This window comes from Kribbella sp. NPDC051587 (assembly GCF_044453945.1).
Classification (GTDB): Bacteria; Actinomycetota; Actinomycetes; order Propionibacteriales; family Kribbellaceae; genus Kribbella.
Genome location: NZ_JBITDE010000001.1, coordinates 1,113,892 through 1,131,748, shown reverse-complemented (window position 1 = coordinate 1,131,748; position 17,857 = coordinate 1,113,892). Strand labels below are relative to the sequence as shown.

The window sequence follows — 17,857 nt, the reverse complement described above, 5'->3', positions numbered from 1 at the left end:
CTTGCCCCGCCTCCGGGTGCGGGGCTTCGCCGACCTCTACCCGTTCTTCGGTACGCCGGTGTTCGCCTGCTCGCGGGAGAGTTTGCTGGGCCACCAGATTCTTGCGCCGATGTCGTGGGCGAGGGAAGGGACCAGCAGGGAGCGGACGATCGTGGTGTCGAGGAGGACGCCGAAGGCGACCAGGAACGCGGTCTGGACGAGGAAGAGGATCGGGAGGACGGCCAACGCCGAGAAGGTGGCGGCGAGGACGACGCCGGCGGAGGTGATGACGCCGCCGGTGACGGCGAGGCCGGTGAGGATGCCGGGGCGGGTGCCTTGGTCGGCCGATTCCTCCCGGACGCGGGTCATCAGGAAGATCGAGTAGTCGATGCCTAGGGCAACCAGGAAGACGAAGCCGTAGAGCGGGATGGCGGGGTCGGCGCCGGGGAAGTCGAAGACGTGGTTGAAGAAGACGGCGCTGACGCCGAGGGTGGCGGCGAACGAGATGACGTTGGCGACGACGAGCAGGATCGCGGCCAGAACCGAGCGCAGCAACAACATCAGCACGAGGAAGATGACCGCGAGGATGGTCGGGATGATCACCCGCAGGTCGCGTTGGCTCGCGTCGAGGACGTCGAGGTTGATCGCCGTGTTGCCGCCGACCAGGACGTCCGGGCTGACCTTGTCGAGCTCGGTCCGCAGGTGCTTGACGACCTTGGTCGCCTCCGGCGAGTCGGCCTTCACCTTCAGCGTCGCCTGAACCAGAACCTTGCCGTCGACAACCTTCGGCGGTACGTCGGGAGCCACCGACGCGGAGGCCGCCGCGACCCCGTCCACCTTGGTGGCGATCGCGACCACGGCATCGGCCTGGGAAGACGGCGTGAGGATCTGGACCGGCGTACCGGCTCCTGCGTCGAAGTGCTTGCCCAGCTCCTCGGTCCCGGTGACCGACTCGACCTTGTTCAGGAACAGGTCTTCCTGTGAGATCCCGCTCGCCTTGAACGTCGGCAGGAACGCGCCGCAGGCCAGCAACGCCAGCGCGCTGATCACCCAGACCCGGCGCGGGTGCCGCCCGACCAGCCCGGACACGCGACCCCACAGCCGGCGTCCGCCGACCTGGTCGCGCGCGTGCACGTGATCGACGTGCGGAATCGACGGCCAGAAGATCCGCCGCCCGAACGCCAGCAGGATCGCCGGCAGGAACGTCATCGAGGCGATCAACGCCCCGGCGATACCGATCGCGCCGACCGGACCGAGGCCCTTCGTGCTCCCCAGTTGCGACAGCAGCAGGCACAGCAGGCCGAGGATGACGGTGGCCGCGCTGGCCGCGATCGGTTCGATGGCAGCCCGCCAGGCGATCCGCATCGCGTCGTACTTGCTGGTGTAGTCGTGCAGTTCTTCCTTGTACCGCGAGACCAGCAGCAGCGAGTAGTCCGTCGCCGCGCCCACGACCAGGATGAAGAGGATGCCCTGGCTCTGCCCGTTCAACTCCAGTACGCCGTGCTTCGCGAGCGGGTACACGATCGACGCGGCCAGCGCGAGCCCGAAGACGGCGGTGAGCAGGACGGCGATCGGCAGGATCGGGCTGCGGTAGACGATCAGCAGGATCACGAACACCACCGCGAGCGCGACCCCGAGCAGGATCCCGTCGATCCCGCTGAACGCGACGATGAAGTCGGCGAACACCCCACCGGGCCCGGTCACGTAGACCTGGAGCCCACTCGGAGTGAGATTCTGCTTGATTTCGTCACGCATCGTGTCGGCGGTGGCGAACAGGACCGTCTCGCCCGCAGCAACCACCTCATCAGCCCGCTCGCCGTCCAGCTCGACGGTGAGCAGCAAGGCCTTCTTGTCCGCAGACGGTATGACGGTCTTCGCGGGCGCGGCCAGGTAGTCGCCGAGCTTCTTCCCGCCGCCGAGATCCAGCGACGGCACCTTGGCGAGGAACGCCTGCGCGGCCGTCAGGTCCGCCGAGGTGATTCCGGAGTCGCGTTCGATCAGAACGAAGTACGGGAGCGCCTTGGAGTCGACGAACTTGGCCGACTCGTTGGCGACCAGCGTCGACTCGGCCTGCTTCGGCAGGAAGTTGGCGTTGTCGTTCTCCTGGACCTCGCTCAGCTTGCCGACCGCCGGCCCGCCGATCGAGCCCAGCACCAGCCACCCGATCAGCACCGCTGCGATCAGTCCCCGCCAGGCCCACCGTCTGTTGTTCACGTTCCGTTCCCCTCCACCCTTGGTGCATCGCACAGTACCCGGCTTCTCTCACTGCTCACCGGTAGGTGTGCGGAAGCCGTTTCGGCGGCGTAACAACGAGATGACCACGTGGAAACACCCCGGTCATAGCGTCCTGGCCTAATCAGTGAGGTCGGACGACAGGAGACGCACGATGACGCTCGAGGCAGGACCGGAGGTCGTCGCTCCCAGCGACCAGGCCGGTACGGTGGGCACGGTCGAGGCGCCGCGGCGCGGCCGCTGGATCGATGTCTGGGACCCGGAGGACGCGACGTTCTGGGCGTCCAAGGGGCGTGCGGTTGCCCGGCGCAACCTGTGGCCGTCGATCTTCGCCGAGTTCCTCGGCTTCTCGGTCTGGCAGCTGTGGAGCATCGTCGTGGTGTCGATGCCGAAGGCCGGTTTCAGCTACAGCACCGACCAGTTGTTCTGGCTGGTCGCCCTGCCCAGCCTGGTCGGCGCGACGCTGCGGCTGCCCTATACGTTCGCCGTACCGCGCTTCGGGGGCCGCAACTGGACGATCGTCTCGGCCATGCTGCTGCTGATCCCGACCGGCGGGCTGGCGTTCTTCATCAGCCGGCCGGACACGCCGTTCTGGCTGATGGCGCTGGTCGCGGCGACCGCGGGTGTCGGTGGCGGCAACTTCGCCAGCAGCATGACCAACATCTCGTTCTTCTACCCGGAGAAGGAGAAGGGCTTCGCGCTCGGCATCAACGCGGCCGGCGGCAACCTCGGTGTCGCGGTCGTCCAGCTCCTGGTCCCGGTCGCGATCACGATCGGCGCCGGCCTGACGCTGAACCGGGCCGGCCTGCTCTGGCTGCCGTTGATCCTGGTCGCGGCCTTCCTGGCCTGGCGGGTGATGTCGAACCTGTCCGTCGCGACCTCGTCCTTCCGGGCGTCGATCACCGCGGCCAAGCGCCCGCACACCTGGATCATCTCGTTCCTCTACATCGGGACGTTCGGCTCGTTCATCGGCTTCTCGGCGGCGTTCCCGCTGCTGATCAAGACGACCTTCCCTTCGATCACGGTGGCGCACATCGCGTTCCTCGGCGCTCTGGTCGGCTCGGTCGCCCGGCCGTTCGGCGGCAAGCTGGCCGACCTGGTCGGCGGCGCCTGGGTGACGGTCTGCTCGTTCGTGGTGATGGGGCTGGGCATCCTGGCCGCGATCGTCGCGCTGAACGCCGAGAGCTTCACCGGCTTCCTGATCAGCTTCCTGTTCCTGTTCGTCGCCAGCGGCGCGGCGAACGGCTCGACGTACCGGATGATCCCGGCGGTCTTCCGGATCACCACACCCGGCGACCCGGGGCGCGCTCGCCGCGAGGCTGCGGCCTGCATCGGCATCGCTTCGGCCATCGGCGCGTACGGCGGCTTCCTGGTACCGCGTGGATTCGCGATGTCGACCAGTAACTTCGGCTCGCTGATTCCGGCGCTCTACGTGTTCTGCGGGTTCTATGTGGTCTGCCTGGCGGTCACGTACTTCTGCTATCTGCGCAAGGGTGGCCCGCTCAGCCAGGAGCGCGTGTGACCGCAGTCCCCACGCACTGCCCGTACTGCGCGCTGCAGTGCGCCACCACACTGCATCCGGTCGCCCGGCCGGGTGCGGTGGAGGTGCGTCCGCGCGGCGCGGGTGGGCTGTGCCGGAAGGGCTGGACGGCGGCTGAGGTGCTCACGGTGCCGGACCGCCTGACCACGCCACTGGTGCGCAACGGTGCGGGTGAGCTGGTCCCGGCCAGCTGGGCTGATGCGTTGGACTTCGTTGCTCAGCGCATCCTTGAGTTGCAAGCCGCACATGGCCGGGATGCTGTGGCGGTCTTCGGTGGTGGCGGACTGACCAACGAGAAGGCCTATGCGCTCGGCAAGTTCGCCAGGGTGGCGCTGCGGACCGCGAACGTCGACTACAACGGCAGATTCTGTATGTCGTCGGCAGCAGCCGCGACGAACCGTGCCTTCGGCATCGACCGCGGGCTGCCGTTCCCCCTGGCGGATCTGGACGGAGCAGACGCCGTACTGCTGGTCGGTAGCAACATCGCGGACACTATGCCGCCGGCCGTGGCCCATCTGCCGGCTGAAGGCTTGCTGGTCGTGGACCCACGTCGCTCGGCGACCGCGGCGCTGCCCGGCGCACTGCATCTGCAGGCGACTCCTGGCACCGATCTGGCGCTGGTGCTCGCCCTTACTCACGTTGTCCTGCAGGAAGGGCTTGCTGACACCGCCTACTTGGCGGAGCGCGTGGACGACGCTGATGCGCTCTACCGCTCGACCTCGGCGTGGTGGCCGGAGCGGGCCGAGCGTGTGACCGGGGTGCCGGCGGCAACGATCCGACAGGCCGCTCGCGTGCTCGCTGCCGCTGCTCCCGTCCATGGCGGTGCCGGGGCGTTCATCCTGACTGGCCGTGGCGCAGAGCAGCACAGCAAGGGCACTGACACCGTGACTGCCTGTATCAACCTCGCACTGACGCTCGGGCTGCCTGGTCGGCTCGGGAGCGGCTACGGCTGCATCACCGGGCAGGGCAACGGCCAGGGTGGACGCGAGCACGGTCAGAAGGCCGACCAGTTGCCCGGCTACCGCAGCATCACGGATCCGGCCGCTCGTGCCCACGTGGCCGCGGTCTGGGGTGTGGACCCGGCTGACTTGCCCGGACCCGGCAAGAGCGCGGTGGAGCTCATCAACGCCCTCGGTACGGCGGATGGGCCGCGCGCGCTCTTGGTCCACGGGAGCAACCTGCTCGTGTCTGCTCCGAACCTCGCCTCGGTCCGGGAACGCCTTGCTGCGTTGGACTTGCTGGTGGTGGCGGACGTCGTACCGTCCGAGACCGCACTGCTCGCCGACGTGGTCTTCCCAGTCACGCAGTGGGCTGAGGAAGACGGGACGATGACGTCTCTCGAAGGTCGAGTACTGCGGCGCAAGGCGGCTATTGCACCACCTGGTGAGGTGCGCAGCGACCTGCACGTCTTTGCCGGCCTCGCCGAGCGGCTGGGCTGTACGGCGGCGTTTCCGACCTCACCGGAGGAGGTGTTCGAGGAACTGCGGCTGGCCAGTGCAGGTGGCAAGGCCGACTACGCCGGGATCACCTGGGAGCGCCTCGACCACGAGGAGCTGTTCTGGCCGGTCCCTTCGGTGGACCACCCCGGTACGCCGCGCCTGTTCGCCGACCGCTTCGGTACGCCGGACGGCCGGGCACATGTGGTTCCGGTCGACCACCGTCCGGTGGCTGACGATCTGAACGCCGCAGCGCCGATTTACCTGGTCACTGGACGACTGCTGCAGCACTACCAGAGTGGTGCGCAGACGCGGCGGGTTGCGGAGCTGGCCGAGGCGGAGCCGGAGGTGTTCGCGGAGATCCATCCTCGCGTCGCTGCGCACCTGGGGATCGCGGACGGTCGGCCGGTGCGGCTGCAGACGGCACGTGGGTCCATGGTGCTCCCGGCGCGCGTGACAACCGACGTACGGCCGGACACGGTCTTCGTGCCGTTCCACTACGGCGGTGCGGGCGCGGTGAACGAGCTGACGAACGACGTGCTCGACCCGGTGTCGCGGATGCCCGAGTTCAAGGCCTGTGCGGTCTCACTGAGTGCGGCGGCTTTGCCAGTAACGGGGGTGTCCGCGTGAAGGTGGTCATTATCGGCGGTGGCATGGCGGGACGACGGCTCGAGGCGCTGCTGCCGTCGTACGACGTGACTGTGCTCGGAGACGAGGTTTCGTACAACCGCAGTCGGCTGACCGAGTACGTCGCCGGCCGGGCCGCTTTGGTGCTGGGTGACGAGCCGGTGGCGACCGCTGTCGCCGTGGATCGCGAGCGGCGTGTGGTGACTGACTCTGCTGGTCTTGAGCATGAGTACGACCACCTGGTGTTCGCGACCGGCGCTGAGCCGGTCGTGCCGGTGGCGCTGACAGCTGGCGTGCAGGTGCTGCGCACTGCCGGAGACGCTCGGGCGCTGGTCAACGCGGTTGGCCAGGTGCGGCGAGTGGTGGTGCTGGGCGGCGGGGTGCTCGGTGTCGAGACGGCCTGTGCACTGCGCGAGCGTGGGGTCGCGGTGACGCTGGTGCACGACGGAGAAGACCTGCTGGACAAGGTGATGCCACGTTCTGCTGGGCGACGTGTTCTGCGTGCAGTGCGGCGGGCTGGGGTCGAGGTGCTGCTTGACGCTGAGGTCGTCAGCACCGGCAGAGCTCTGCGGCTGGCGGACGGCAGGCAGGTCTTTGGCGACCTGCTGGTCCTCGCCTGCGGCGTGAAACCGCGGACCGAGTTGGCAGCCGGACTCACTGTGCGGACCGGCATCGTCGTGGACCAGACGCTGACCAGTCCGGACGATCCGCGCGTGCATGCGATCGGGGATTGTGCAGAGCTCGATGGCCGGATTACCGGGACCGTGGGGTCCGCCTGGTCGCACGCTGAGGTGCTGGCGGCACACCTGATGGGTGGGGCAGCGACTCCGGCGGCCGAGGTGATTCGGCTTGCAGGGCTCGACGTACTGGTGCTGGGGGCTGCTGACGAGCCCGGCGAAGAGGTGCGGCTTGAGGACGGCGAGCGGTGGGTGCGCGCCGTACTGCGTGACGGTGTGGTGCGGTCGGCGGTCGCAGTGGGTGCGCCGGAGGTTGCGGCGGAGCTGGTGCTGCTGGCTGACCGCGGTACGCCGGTAGTGGCGGATGGGCTGCTCGCTGAGCCCGCCGTACCGGATCGCAAGGCAGTTGCGGTTTGCCGGTGCAACGGAGTGACGAGGGCTGCGATCGAAGCGGCCTGGCGTGGAGGTGCCGACAGTGTCGCCGGCATCGCCGCCACCACACGGGCGACCACCGGGTGCGGCAGTTGCACCGGTGCCGTCGGTGACCTGCTCGACCGGTTCCGCCGTGGCGAGACCGAACCAGTTCCGGCCAGGAGGGCGACGATGACAGAGCTGAGCAAGGCCCGGCACGTTGTAGTGGTAGGCGGCGGAATGGTCGCGCACCGGCTGGTGGAGGCGCTGCGGGCGCGTGACACCGACATCCAGTGGCGGATCACCGTGCTGGCCGAGGAGCCGCGCCTCCCGTACGACCGGGTCGCGCTGACCAGCTACTTCTCCGGACGGGACCCTCAGGACCTCGCACTGGGCGACCCGGAGCTCTGGAACGACCCGGTCGTCGTACTGCGCAAGGGCGTGCAGGTGACGGCTCTGGACGTTGCTGCGAAGGCTGTGCGCACTGCGCGCGGAGAGGTGCTGGAGTACGACGAGCTGGTGCTGGCGACCGGCTCTTCGGCGTTTGTGCCACCTGTGAAGAACAGTGATGCGCAGGGCTGCTTTGTGTACCGGACGATCGATGATGTGGCCGCACTGCGCGTCTATGTCGAGCGGCTGAAGAGTGAACGGGACCAGGTCAGCGGTGTCGTGGTCGGTGGCGGCCTGCTCGGGCTGGAGGCCGCTGGCGCGTTGCGCGCGCTAGGCGCAGCCACGACCGTGGTGGAGTTCGCCCCGCGACTGATGCCGTTGCAGGTCGACGAGGGCGGCGGGTCGGCACTCGCGCGGCTGATCCGCGGCTTGGACGTCTCCGTGCAGACAGCCACGGCAACCACTCGTGTCAAGCTCACTCCTCAGGGCGCAGCGCGGGCGATGGCCGTGGCTGACGGTCCTGATCTGCCGGCCGACGTGGTCGTGTTCGCGACCGGTGTGCGGCCGCGGGACGAGCTGGCGCGTGCCGCCGGCCTGGAGATGGGTGAGCGCGGCGGCGTCGTGGTCGACGAGGCCTGCCGGACGTCGGTGCCTGGTGTCTGGGCGATCGGTGAGGTCGCGTGCATCGACGGGCGGGTCTGGGGATTGGTTGCCCCTGGCAACACGATGGCCGAGATCGTCGCGGACCGGCTGCTGGGCGGAGCGGCGACGTTCCCCGGCGCCGACACCTCCACCAAGCTGAAGCTGCTCGGAGTGGACGTCGCCAGCTTCGGTGACGCGTTCGGCACCACTGAGGGCGCACTGGACATCGTGTACGCCGACCCGGTGGCCGGCGTCTACAAGAAGCTGGTGCTGTCCGACGACGCCCGCACGCTGCTGGGCGGCATTCTGGTCGGCGACGCCTCGGCGTACTCGGGGCTGCGGCCCATGGTGGGCCGGGAACTCGGTGCGGACCCGGCTGGCTTCCTGCTGCCGGAGGGCGCCGTACCGGCTCAGTTGGAGCTGCCGGATGATGCACCGGTCTGCTCGTGTAACAACGTGTCTGCCGGGACGATCCGGTGCGCGGTCCGGGACGAAGGCTGCGGTGACGTGAAGTCGGTGTGCGGCCGCACCAAGGCTGGGACCAGCTGTGGCTCGTGTCTGCCGATCGTAAAGAACCTGGTGAACAAGGAGCTCGCAGCGGCTGGAGTCGAGGTCAGCAAGGCACTGTGCGAGCACTTCGCGCTCTCACGGGCTGAGCTGTTCGATGTGGTCCGGGTGACCGGTCTGCGGACGTTCAGCGAGATTGTCGAGCGCCACGGCACTGGGCGTGGCTGTGACATCTGCAAGCCGGTGGTGGCGTCGATCCTGGCCAGTGTGGACCCGGCCGGTCACGTGCTCGACGGGGAGCGTGCGGCGCTGCAGGACACCAACGACCACGTCATGGCCAACATGCAGAAGGACGGCACGTACTCCGTCGTACCGCGTGTCCCTGGTGGCGAGATCACCCCAGAGGGGCTCATCACGATCGGCGAGGTGGCTCGCGACTTCGGTCTGTACACCAAGATCACCGGTGGGCAGCGGGTCGACCTCTTCGGCGCCCGGATCGAGCAGTTGCCGGCTATCTGGAAGCGGCTGGTCGATGCGGGCTTCGAGTCGGGCCACGCGTACGGGAAGGCGCTGCGCACGGTGAAGTCGTGTGTCGGCTCCACCTGGTGCCGGTACGGCGTACAGGACTCGGTGGGGATGGCTATCGCACTGGAGCTGCGCTACCGCGGGCTCCGGTCGCCGCACAAGATCAAGCTCGGGGTCTCCGGGTGTGCACGCGAGTGCGCCGAGGCGCGGGGCAAGGACGTCGGCATCATCGCGACGGAGAAGGGCTGGAACCTGTACGTCGGTGGCAACGGCGGTATGACGCCCCGGCATGCCGAACTGCTCGCGTCCGACCTGTCGGACGACGAGCTGGTCCAGGCGATCGACCGCTTCCTCATGTACTACGTACGGACCGGTGACCGGCTGCAGCGCACGTCGGTGTGGGTCCGCGAGATCGAGGGCGGACTCGATCACGTGCGGGACGTCGTACTGAACGACAGTCTCGGAATCGGTGCCGACCTGGATGCTGCGATGGCCTCACACGTGGACTCGTACGTCGACGAGTGGCGGGCCACTCTGGACGACCCCGCGAAGCTGGCCCGGTTCGTGTCGTTCGTGAACGCTCCGGATCAGCCGGACGCCGACCTGCGCTACGTGGTCGAGCGCAACCAGCCGCGCCCGGCCACACCGGCCGAGCGCGGGCAACTGGAGCCGGTGCTGCTCGCCGGTCCCCGATTGGAGGTACGCCGATGAGTGTCACGGCTCTCGAGTCCACAGCGGTCTGCAGGTACGACGTACTGCTGCCCGAGCGTGGTGTGGCCGCACTGGCGGGTGAGGTGCAGATCGCGTTGTTCCGGCTGCACGACGGGTCGGTGTATGCCCTGGGCAACCAGGACCCGTTCAGCGGGGCCAACGTGATGTCGCGCGGGATCGTGGGTAGTCGAGGCGACGTACCGACGGTGGCGTCGCCGATGTTCAAGCAGGTCTTCGATCTGCGCACCGGCGTGTGTCTGGACGATCCGGCGGTGGCGCTGCCGGTCTACCCGGTCGAGATCGTCGACGGGATGGTTCGGGTAGGGGAGTCCGGTGACGGCGAACAGTAGGCCAGGTCCGCTCAGCGGCTGCACGATCGCAGTGACCGCGCACCGGCGGGCGGACGACCTGATCGCGTCGTTCGAACGCCGCGGCGCGCGGGTGCTGCACGCACCGACCCTGCAGATCACGCCGGTCGCCGACGACCACGCTCTGATCGAGGCGACCCGGCGAGTGATCGCCAACCCGCCGGACGACGTCGTGGTGACCACTGCGGTCGGTTTCCGCGGGTGGATCGAGGCTGCGGACACCGCTGGGCTCGCAGCGGATCTCCTGGTGACTCTGGAGCAGTCGCGGATCCTGGCGCGCGGCCCGAAGGCGCGGGGCGCGATCCGGGCCGCTGGGTTGGTTGAGCACTGGTCGGCGCGTTCCGAGACCACAGCCGAGGTGGTCGAGTGGCTGCGCGCGCAGGGCGTGGTGGGCCGGAAGATCGTCGTACAGCTGCACGGGTTGTCGGACCCGGCGTTGATGGACGCGCTGCGGGGCGCTGGGGCGTCGGTGCGCGGCCTCGAGGTCTACCGCTGGGGGCCGGCGCCGGACCCGGCCGTCGTCGAGCGAACGATTGGACAGGTCTGCACAGGTGCAGTCGACGCCGTCGTCCACACCTCGGCGCCAGGTGCGCAGGCGATGCTGGACGCGGCCGCCTTGAACGGCCAGTACGACGCTCTGGTCTCGGCACTGCGGACGGGCCGCGTGCTGAATGCGTGCGTGGGGCCGGTGACTGCGGGGCCCTTTGTGAATCTGGGTCTTGAGCCGCTGGTCCCGGACCGCTACCGGTTGGGTGCTCTCATCCGGATCGTCACTGATCGGCTCACGGACGACAACGCCCGCTCCATCGAGACCGAGTTCGGTCAACTCGTGATCCGCGGTGGCGCCGCCGTACTGGATGGGGTTGTCCTACCGCTTGGGCCGGGACCGCGAGCTGTGTTGGCCGCACTGGTAGCGGCTGGTGGTGATGTGGTCTCGCGGCCGGACCTGCTCGCCGTACTGCCGGGTGCTGAGGATGTGCATGCAGTGGAGGTCACCGTGAACAGACTGCGTACCGCAGTGGGTCGTCCAGAGCTGGTGCGCACAGTGGTTCGCCGCGGCTACCGCCTGGCGGTCGAGGCAGCGGCGGTGCCGTCATGACCGACCTCATCGCCATTGCCCACGGGACCGCGGATCCTCGGGGTATCCGGGTTGTCCACGACCTCGTGCGCCAGATGGCTCGGCTCCGCCCCGACCTCCCGATGTCACTCGGCTTTGTGGACGTCGATGCGCCAGCCATGCCTGGGCTGGTCGACCGAGTCATGACCGATACCCCCTCAGCAGTGATCGTGCCGCTGCTGCTCTCCAGTGGCTACCACGTGCACGTCGACATCGCCGGTCAGGTGGAGCAGCACTCCGGTCTGACAGCGGCCAAAGCGCTTGGCCCGCACCCTCTCCTCGCCGACATCCTGGTAGATCGCCTAGGCGACTTGTCGCGCACCGACCACGTCGTACTGGCTGCTGCTGGATCCAGTGACCCGCGAGCGCAGGCCGACTGCGAGCGCATGGCGGCGTACCTGCAGGCCCGGATCCACCGGCCCGTCAGCATTGGCTACCTGGCTGGACGGGGTCGCCGCGTCCCGGCGGTCCTCGCGACCACACCGGGTCGTCTGGCGGTCGCCAACTACTTGCTTGCCCCCGGCGCCTTCTCCGACCGCCTGCACCGTCAGGCCGGCTCACACCGAGTCAGCGCTCCGCTTGGTGCCGATCCGCGGCTGGCCCGGCTGGCGCTCGCTCGCTACGACGCAGCCCTCCGAGATGTACCCCTGGCCGTCTAGTCTGCGGTCGTGAACGTCCGGGGGGCCACCGGGCAATCAGGGGTATGACCGTGACCGATACGACCGATGCCGATCACCCGCCACCAGAGGAACGTCCACAGCTGGCGGGACCGGCGGTGGCGCAGGAATTCGCCCGGCTGTTCGACCAGTACGCCGTACCGATGCACCGCTACCTGGCGCGCCGGGTCGGTGCCGAGCAGGCCCACGACCTGGTCAGTGAGACCTTCCTGACGGCGTTCCGGCAGCGTGAGAGCTACGACCCGGCCTTGGCCGCGGCCAAGGCGTGGCTGTACGGCATCGCGACCAATCTCGCCCGGCGGCACGTCCGGCAAGAGATCCGCGGCCTGCAGGCCACCGCGCGCGCCGGACGCCGTGAGGCCGACAACCTGGCCGCTCACGACGGACTGGTTGCCGAACGCGTGGACGCGCAGAACCTGGCCCGCCGGATCGCCCCTGCGATCGCAGACCTGTCCGACGGCGACCGCGACGTACTGCTGCTCACCTCCTGGGCCGGACTGACCACAGTCGAGGTAGCCGACGCGCTCGGCATCCCGGTGGGGACAGTCCGCTCTCGCCTGCACCGAGTACGCCGCCAGCTCCGCACTCTGACCACCTCCGAGGAGGCGCACGACCATGACTGACCTGCACCCCACCGACGACCTCGACCGTGCCCTCTCCGCACTGCACGCCGACGTCGACACCGACCTGGCCCGCATCGAACAGACCCGCGCCGCCTTCCTGGAGATCGTCGCTGCTCCAGCGCCCAAGCGCCGTACCCGCCGCTGGCTGATCGCAGCCGCCGCTGCCGCGGCCCTGGTCGTCGGAGGCTCCATCTACACGACCACGCTGTCCGGTGGCTCGGCTGAAGCCCGCTCAGCGCTGAACGGCGCCGCCCAACAGATCACGGGTGCGCCCGATCCCGTCGTACCGGCTGGGCAGTACCGCCACCTGACCCAGCGGTCCTGGACCGAGGGCTTCACCGAGATTCCCGGTGGCGGCCTGACCTACCTGGAGGAGACCGTCATCGAGCTGTGGATCCCGTCCGACGTCCGCAGCACCTGGTACCAGCGCCAAACCACCACCGGCCGCCACCAGTGGATCGACGGCTCCGACGCCGAAGCCCGCAAGAACGGCATCACCTTCGACCGCAAGACCAGCAAGTCCTCCGCAGCCTGCGGCAACTTCACCGGCAACGGCGGCTTCTGCAACCCCGCCGGCAGCTGGGCCGACCCCTCCCAGGCCTGGCTAGCCAGCCTCCCCAAAGACCCCAAGGCCTTCTACCAGCAGCTCAAAAAGGACTCCCCCCACAACAGCCGCGGTGAAACCGAACTCGTCGTCTACGCCCAGGACGCCCTCCGCACCGGCCTCCTCCCCGCCGACACCCGAGCCACCCTCTACCGAGCCCTCACCAACCTCAAGCACCTCAAAATCACCGACCGAGCCGCCAACCTCGACGGCAAAGTAGGCATCGCCTACTCCAGCGACGACGGCTCCACCCGCGAAGAAATCGTCATCGACCCCCACACCGGCGCCTACCTAGGCTCCCGCCAGGTCTCCACCGAAGGCCCCACCAAAGGCCGAATCCTCACCTACACCTCCTTCACCACCGCAGTAACCAAGGCCCCGTACTGAGCAACAATCCTCTGGTGGGGAAGACACTGGACGCGTGGGCGGAGCTCCTCGATCGCTCCCTGGAGCAGATCGCGGAGATCTCCGCCGATACGCGCAAGTTCGACCGCGCGGCGTACGGGCGGCTCGGCAACACCTGGGACAACAACACCTACGCGTTTGTCAGCGCAGCCTGCACCCGTGGCGCCGCCCGACAGGAGGATGTCGCGATCAGCAACGTCCGCTGGATGGCCGAGTACACCGAGCGCTACCGGTGGGCGGTCGAGCAGGTCGCGGCCGGAGGCCATCAGCTTCAGCTGCCGACGCCCTTGTTCTCCCATCGTCACGGTCCGGTGAGGGGCAGAAAGGGGGAGTTGTGGCCGGGGTCCCGGCCGCTGGCCGCAGCGACGTTCGAAGAGCTCGAGGTCGACTACATTCTGGAGACGGCGCAGGTCACAGACTTCCGTATCGAGCGGTCGAGGGGCCTCCTCAAAGCTGAGATCAGCTTCGAGCTGGCACGTCGCTACCAGGCCGATGGAAAGGCATATCTGAATCTGGAGCTCCACGGTGTCGAGGAGGCACGGTTCGACCTGGCAGACAGTCGCGGCATCCGGCTCGGCAGCAGCGCGTCGCTCGCCCTCGGTGAGCATGGCGTCATCCAGGCTGCGGGTGGAACGGTTTCGATCGCAGACACGGCCTGGAAGCTGTCGACGGCCGGCCGTGCTTTCACATCCCGCCTCCCACCTCCCGCGGAGCAATCACACGGCTGGTCCGACGAGGCCCGCAGCGTGCTCAGGCGAGGCGCTCGCCTACGGCCTCCCGCTCAAGAGGCCGCACATTTCCTGCACAGCGCAATGCTGCATCTGCGTGCCGCAGGTGATCTGAGTCGTATCCACCTCCGCCCGACGCACGAAATCGCGCGAACGTTCGCCGGCGCCGGTTCGGACATTCTCCAAGCCGGTACGTCGCTCCGCCGCGCGACCGCCTTCAGGCGTCTCACCGACAAGTGGCGCAGCGCCGCAACCGACCGGGTGCTCCCGATCCTCGAGGACACCGAAATGATCGGCGGAGTGCACGACCTCCCACAGCCCGACGGACCACCGGACCCGAACGCCCAACTCCTCGTGGCCGGCTACTCGACCGACCGCCTCGGCAACCTTCTCGGCTCGAGTGACCGCCCAGCGACCACAGCGACGCTCATCCTCGGTGTACCCGACCACCGCGCCCTCCACCGCATCCACACCGCCGACCCGAAGCACTTCGCCGTACAGCTGGAAGCTTTTGAAACGACCTTCGCCACCGCGCGGCAAGACCGCCTTCTTCAGCTTGGCTGAGCGTTAGTTGGTAAGAAATGGGTGCTATACGCCGATTTCTTTCCGATTAGAGTGCAGTGTGGGGGAGATGCTGGAGGCTTGGGCTGGGGTGCTTGATCGGTCGTGGGCTGAGATCGCGGCGCTGTCGGCAGATGCTCGGGACTTCGACCGGTTGGGTGTGAACCGGATCGCTGACGTGTGGGACAACAACACGTCAGCGTTCGTGGGGGCGGCGTGTGCTCGGGGTGCGGGGCGGCGGGAGGAGCTCGCGCGCCAGGGGGTTCGTTGGATGGCCGACTTCGGTACGACGCGTTATGCGTGGGTGCTTGAGCAGGCCGCCGCGGCGGGGCATCCGATCGAGCTGCCGCCACCGAGGGAGTCTGCGGACGGGCCGTCCCGTGACAGGCAGGGAGTTGTGACTCCCGGGACCATGGAATTGACGGCGGAGGCTGTCGACGAGCTTGCGTCGGACTATGCGCTGGAGAGCGCAGAGGTCAGGACGCTGTGTGTGCAGAGGTCGGAAGGCATGCTGGTTGGCGATATCACCCTCGCAGTTGAGCGGAGGTATCGCTCTGGGGAGCAGAGACCGGCGGAGCTGCGGTATTGGTTCGAGGGTGTGGAGGCTCTGCGGTTCGAGCAGGTGGATCGCCGCGGGGCCCGGTTCGATTGGCAAGCCGGTACGGCGGTTGTCAGCCTTGGCGACCGGGGATTCCTTCGGGCTGCCAGCGGTACGGCGTCGATCCTTGACCGCGGTTGGAGCCTGTCGAAGGCCGGGCGCGCGGCGGACGCCGTACTGCCTGCGTGGCAGAAACGCGAGGTGCGAGAGCCGGAGCGCGGACCCCTCGATGGATCGGCGCGCGAGGCCGCGGAGCTGATGCGGTGGGCGATGATCATGGTCCGCAGCAGTTGGGCCTTGAGTCTCATTCACACGATTCCGGTACACGAGTATGCCCAGGCGTTCACCGGGGCCGGTACAGACATTCTCGCGGCCGGTCGATCCTTCCGGCGGGAGGCAGCCTTCCGCCGCCTCATCAACCGCTGGAAGTCGAGGGGCGGCGATCTGCTGCGACCGCACTTCGAGTCAAGCCTGAGAACCGAACCGGAACTCCCGCAGGCCGACGATCCTCCCGGCCCTGAATCCCAGTTGCTGCTGGCCGGTTATTCGACACCGACGTTGCTCGATCACACCAACGCGGCGACCTTCGTTTTCGCGTCACCCGGTACGCCGTGGGTCCGCCGCCGGATCCAGGTCGAGGAGCCGGAGCAGTTCGCCGTACAGGGGGAGGCTTTCGAGGCGAGCTTGGCGGTGGGTCGGCGGGACAGGTTGCTGTCCCTGGGCTGAGTTTTGTCCTACGGGCCGAATAGCGTTGCGGCCATGAACGAGGTCGAGGAGTTGCGGGAGCAGATCGAGAGTTGGGTCAAGCCTGGCTTTCGATCGCGTCCGGATGTGGTGCAGTACGCGATCGAGTACGCCGAGGATGACGGCGTACTGAGTGAGGAGCAGGCGACGCAGTTGGTCGACGAGGTGTGGGCGCGGCGGCTGCAGGAGCAGCAAGCGTGGCCGGAGTCCACCGATGCCGACCGGCTCGCCGCTGCCTTCGCAGAGCTGGACGCGGCGGGCGTTGTTGCGCGGATGAACTTCACCTGCTGCCAGAACTGCGGACACGCCGAGATCGACGACGAACGCCCTGAAGATCGGGAGTCCTCGGCCTACGTCTTCTTTCACCAGCAAGACGCCGACGGTCTCGCCGAAGAGCCCGCGGCGTTGTACCTCGCCTACGGCGTCTTCGACGCTGACAAGAACCCGTGGGAGGCCCGCGTGGTCGACGCCGGCCACCAGATCACCAAAACCCTCCGCGCCCACGATCTCCCCGTCACCTGGTCCGGCACCTCGGCCCAACGCATCCAGGTAGGCCCCCTCGACTGGCGTCGCCGTCTGCCCGGTTAGGGCTTGGTTTTGTGCCAGGTGAGGGCGCGGAGGAGGTCGTCGCGGAGCCGGTGGATGGTGGCGGCGACGGTGGGTGGGAGTGGGGGGAGGTTCAGGTCAGCAGTGGCTACCGCGTTGCCGAGCTCGTCCCAGGTGGTCCAGGCGACGGTGTCGGGGATCGTGGCGGCCAGGTCATCCGGTGTACCGGGGAGACCGGTGGTGCGGGCGAGGACGCTTTCGAGGCGGAGCGTGATCGCGGCCTCGATGGTGAGGCGGCCGTGGCCCTTGACTGGGACCGGCGGCGGCTCGGGGGTGATGAGGAGGAGCAGCGGGCGGGACTGCCCGGCGTCGCGGTGGACGCAGGCGAACTCGCGGGAGAGTTGCTCGGTCTGGAAGGCGGACTTGCCCATGCCCTTGGCCTCGATCAGGACGTGACAGCTCGGTGTGATCAGTACGCCATCCGGTTGGACGATGACGCCGCCGGGTGAGAGACGGGATTCGTCGGGCAGCAGGGTGATTGCGGCCTGCTCGACTTCGGCTGCGGTCAGCTCGCGGGTCTCGTCGGCGCCGTGGGCGTTGCGCAGTACGGCGGCCAGGAAGACCGACCGGGGGAGGTAGGAGAGCGCACCCAGGACCTCGGCGGTCAGGACGTTCTCGCGGCCTCGGCCGCCCTGGCGGTAGCCGCGGACGTGGGAGCCTTCCCAGGAGATCTCCTCGAGCAGGCGGCCCAGGACGGAGCTGTTGGTGAGGTCGTCGGCCATGTCAGCCGCGAGTTCGACGGAGGGCGGATAGGTCGGCTTGGCAGCGGGCTTCGACCTCGGCGAGGTCTTTGAGGGTTTGTTCCAGGTCTTGGCGGCGTTGTTCCAGGTCGGCTCGGCGGGTGGCTATTTGGGCCAGGAGGTACTCGAGCTGGCCGGCTTCGCCGGGTTCGGCGTCGTACATGTCGACGATGGTCGCGATCTCGTCGAGGGAGAAGCCCAGGCGTTTGCCGCGGAGGATGAGGCCGAGGCGGACGCGGTCGCGGGGGTGGTAGATGCGGACGGTGCCGCGGCGTTCGGGGGTGAGGAGGCCGCGGTCCTCGTAGAAGCGGATCGTGCGCAGGGTGACGGCGTACTCGGCGGCGAGTTCGGCGATCGTCCATGTGTCGGCAGGCACCTGGATATTGTGCACCTGGCCCACTGTGCTTTA

14 protein-coding genes are annotated in these 17,857 nt (G+C 68.3%); 11 read left to right on the top strand and 3 right to left on the bottom strand.

Going from position 1 to position 17,857, the window contains the following annotated elements; translation table 11 throughout:
* Nucleotides 1–36: 36 nt before the first annotated feature.
* Nucleotides 37–2,193, bottom strand: coding sequence for an MMPL family transporter (locus tag ACIA49_RS05435; protein WP_396375880.1), 2,157 nt, complete (start codon nucleotides 2,191–2,193; stop codon nucleotides 37–39).
* Between the two features lie 172 nt (nucleotides 2,194–2,365).
* Here ACIA49_RS05435 and ACIA49_RS05430 point away from each other — a divergent pair, with 172 nt between their 5' ends.
* From ACIA49_RS05430 to ACIA49_RS05380, 11 genes are all read left to right on the top strand, one after another.
* Nucleotides 2,366–3,733, top strand: coding sequence for an MFS transporter (locus tag ACIA49_RS05430; protein ID WP_396375879.1), 1,368 nt, complete (start codon nucleotides 2,366–2,368; stop codon nucleotides 3,731–3,733).
* The gene (locus ACIA49_RS05425; protein WP_396375878.1) at nucleotides 3,730–5,817 is read left to right on the top strand and encodes a molybdopterin oxidoreductase family protein; all 2,088 of its coding nucleotides are present in this window, start codon (nucleotides 3,730–3,732) and stop codon (nucleotides 5,815–5,817) included. Before ACIA49_RS05430 ends, ACIA49_RS05425 begins: the two co-directional genes overlap by 4 nt.
* A complete protein-coding gene (gene nirB / locus ACIA49_RS05420) occupies nucleotides 5,814–9,677 on the top strand; it encodes a nitrite reductase large subunit NirB (RefSeq protein WP_396375877.1) in 3,864 nt (1,287 codons plus the stop codon). The genes ACIA49_RS05425 and nirB overlap by 4 nt, the downstream gene beginning before the upstream one ends.
* Nucleotides 9,674–10,027 (top strand): nitrite reductase small subunit NirD, encoded by a 354-nt coding sequence (nirD, locus tag ACIA49_RS05415; RefSeq protein WP_396375876.1) that lies wholly within the window; start codon nucleotides 9,674–9,676, stop codon nucleotides 10,025–10,027. The genes nirB and nirD overlap by 4 nt, the downstream gene beginning before the upstream one ends.
* On the top strand, nucleotides 10,011–11,144 hold the full coding sequence (locus tag ACIA49_RS05410; protein ID WP_396375874.1) for a uroporphyrinogen-III synthase: 1,134 nt from the start codon (nucleotides 10,011–10,013) through the stop codon (nucleotides 11,142–11,144). The genes nirD and ACIA49_RS05410 overlap by 17 nt, the downstream gene beginning before the upstream one ends.
* A complete protein-coding gene (locus ACIA49_RS05405) occupies nucleotides 11,141–11,821 on the top strand; it encodes a sirohydrochlorin chelatase (RefSeq protein WP_396375873.1) in 681 nt (226 codons plus the stop codon). Before ACIA49_RS05410 ends, ACIA49_RS05405 begins: the two co-directional genes overlap by 4 nt.
* A gap of 44 nt (nucleotides 11,822–11,865) precedes the next feature.
* Complete coding sequence (locus ACIA49_RS05400) at nucleotides 11,866–12,462, top strand: RNA polymerase sigma factor (protein ID WP_396375872.1); 597 nt, start codon at nucleotides 11,866–11,868, stop codon at nucleotides 12,460–12,462.
* Nucleotides 12,455–13,453: a CU044_5270 family protein gene (locus ACIA49_RS05395; protein ID WP_396375871.1), complete on the top strand. Its 999-nt coding sequence runs from the start codon at nucleotides 12,455–12,457 to the stop codon at nucleotides 13,451–13,453. The genes ACIA49_RS05400 and ACIA49_RS05395 overlap by 8 nt, the downstream gene beginning before the upstream one ends.
* 14 nt (nucleotides 13,454–13,467) lie before the next feature.
* Nucleotides 13,468–14,763 (top strand): hypothetical protein, encoded by a 1,296-nt coding sequence (locus tag ACIA49_RS05390; protein ID WP_396375869.1) that lies wholly within the window; start codon nucleotides 13,468–13,470, stop codon nucleotides 14,761–14,763.
* 67 nt (nucleotides 14,764–14,830) lie between these two features.
* Nucleotides 14,831–16,084: a hypothetical protein gene (locus ACIA49_RS05385; protein ID WP_396375868.1), complete on the top strand. Its 1,254-nt coding sequence runs from the start codon at nucleotides 14,831–14,833 to the stop codon at nucleotides 16,082–16,084.
* Nucleotides 16,085–16,117: 33 nt separating this feature from the next.
* A complete protein-coding gene (locus ACIA49_RS05380) occupies nucleotides 16,118–16,690 on the top strand; it encodes a DUF6891 domain-containing protein (RefSeq protein WP_396375867.1) in 573 nt (190 codons plus the stop codon).
* On the opposite strand, the gene ACIA49_RS05375 is transcribed toward ACIA49_RS05380, so the two are convergent.
* Together ACIA49_RS05375 and ACIA49_RS05370 are read right to left on the bottom strand one after the other, a co-directional pair.
* On the bottom strand, nucleotides 16,687–17,430 hold the full coding sequence (locus tag ACIA49_RS05375) for a hypothetical protein (protein WP_396375866.1): 744 nt from the start codon (nucleotides 17,428–17,430) through the stop codon (nucleotides 16,687–16,689). The two genes, ACIA49_RS05380 and ACIA49_RS05375, sit on opposite strands and share 4 nt — an antisense overlap.
* A gap of 1 nt (nucleotide 17,431) precedes the next feature.
* Nucleotides 17,432–17,824, bottom strand: coding sequence for a MerR family DNA-binding transcriptional regulator (locus ACIA49_RS05370; protein WP_396375865.1), 393 nt, complete (start codon nucleotides 17,822–17,824; stop codon nucleotides 17,432–17,434).
* Nucleotides 17,825–17,857: the final 33 nt, after the last annotated feature.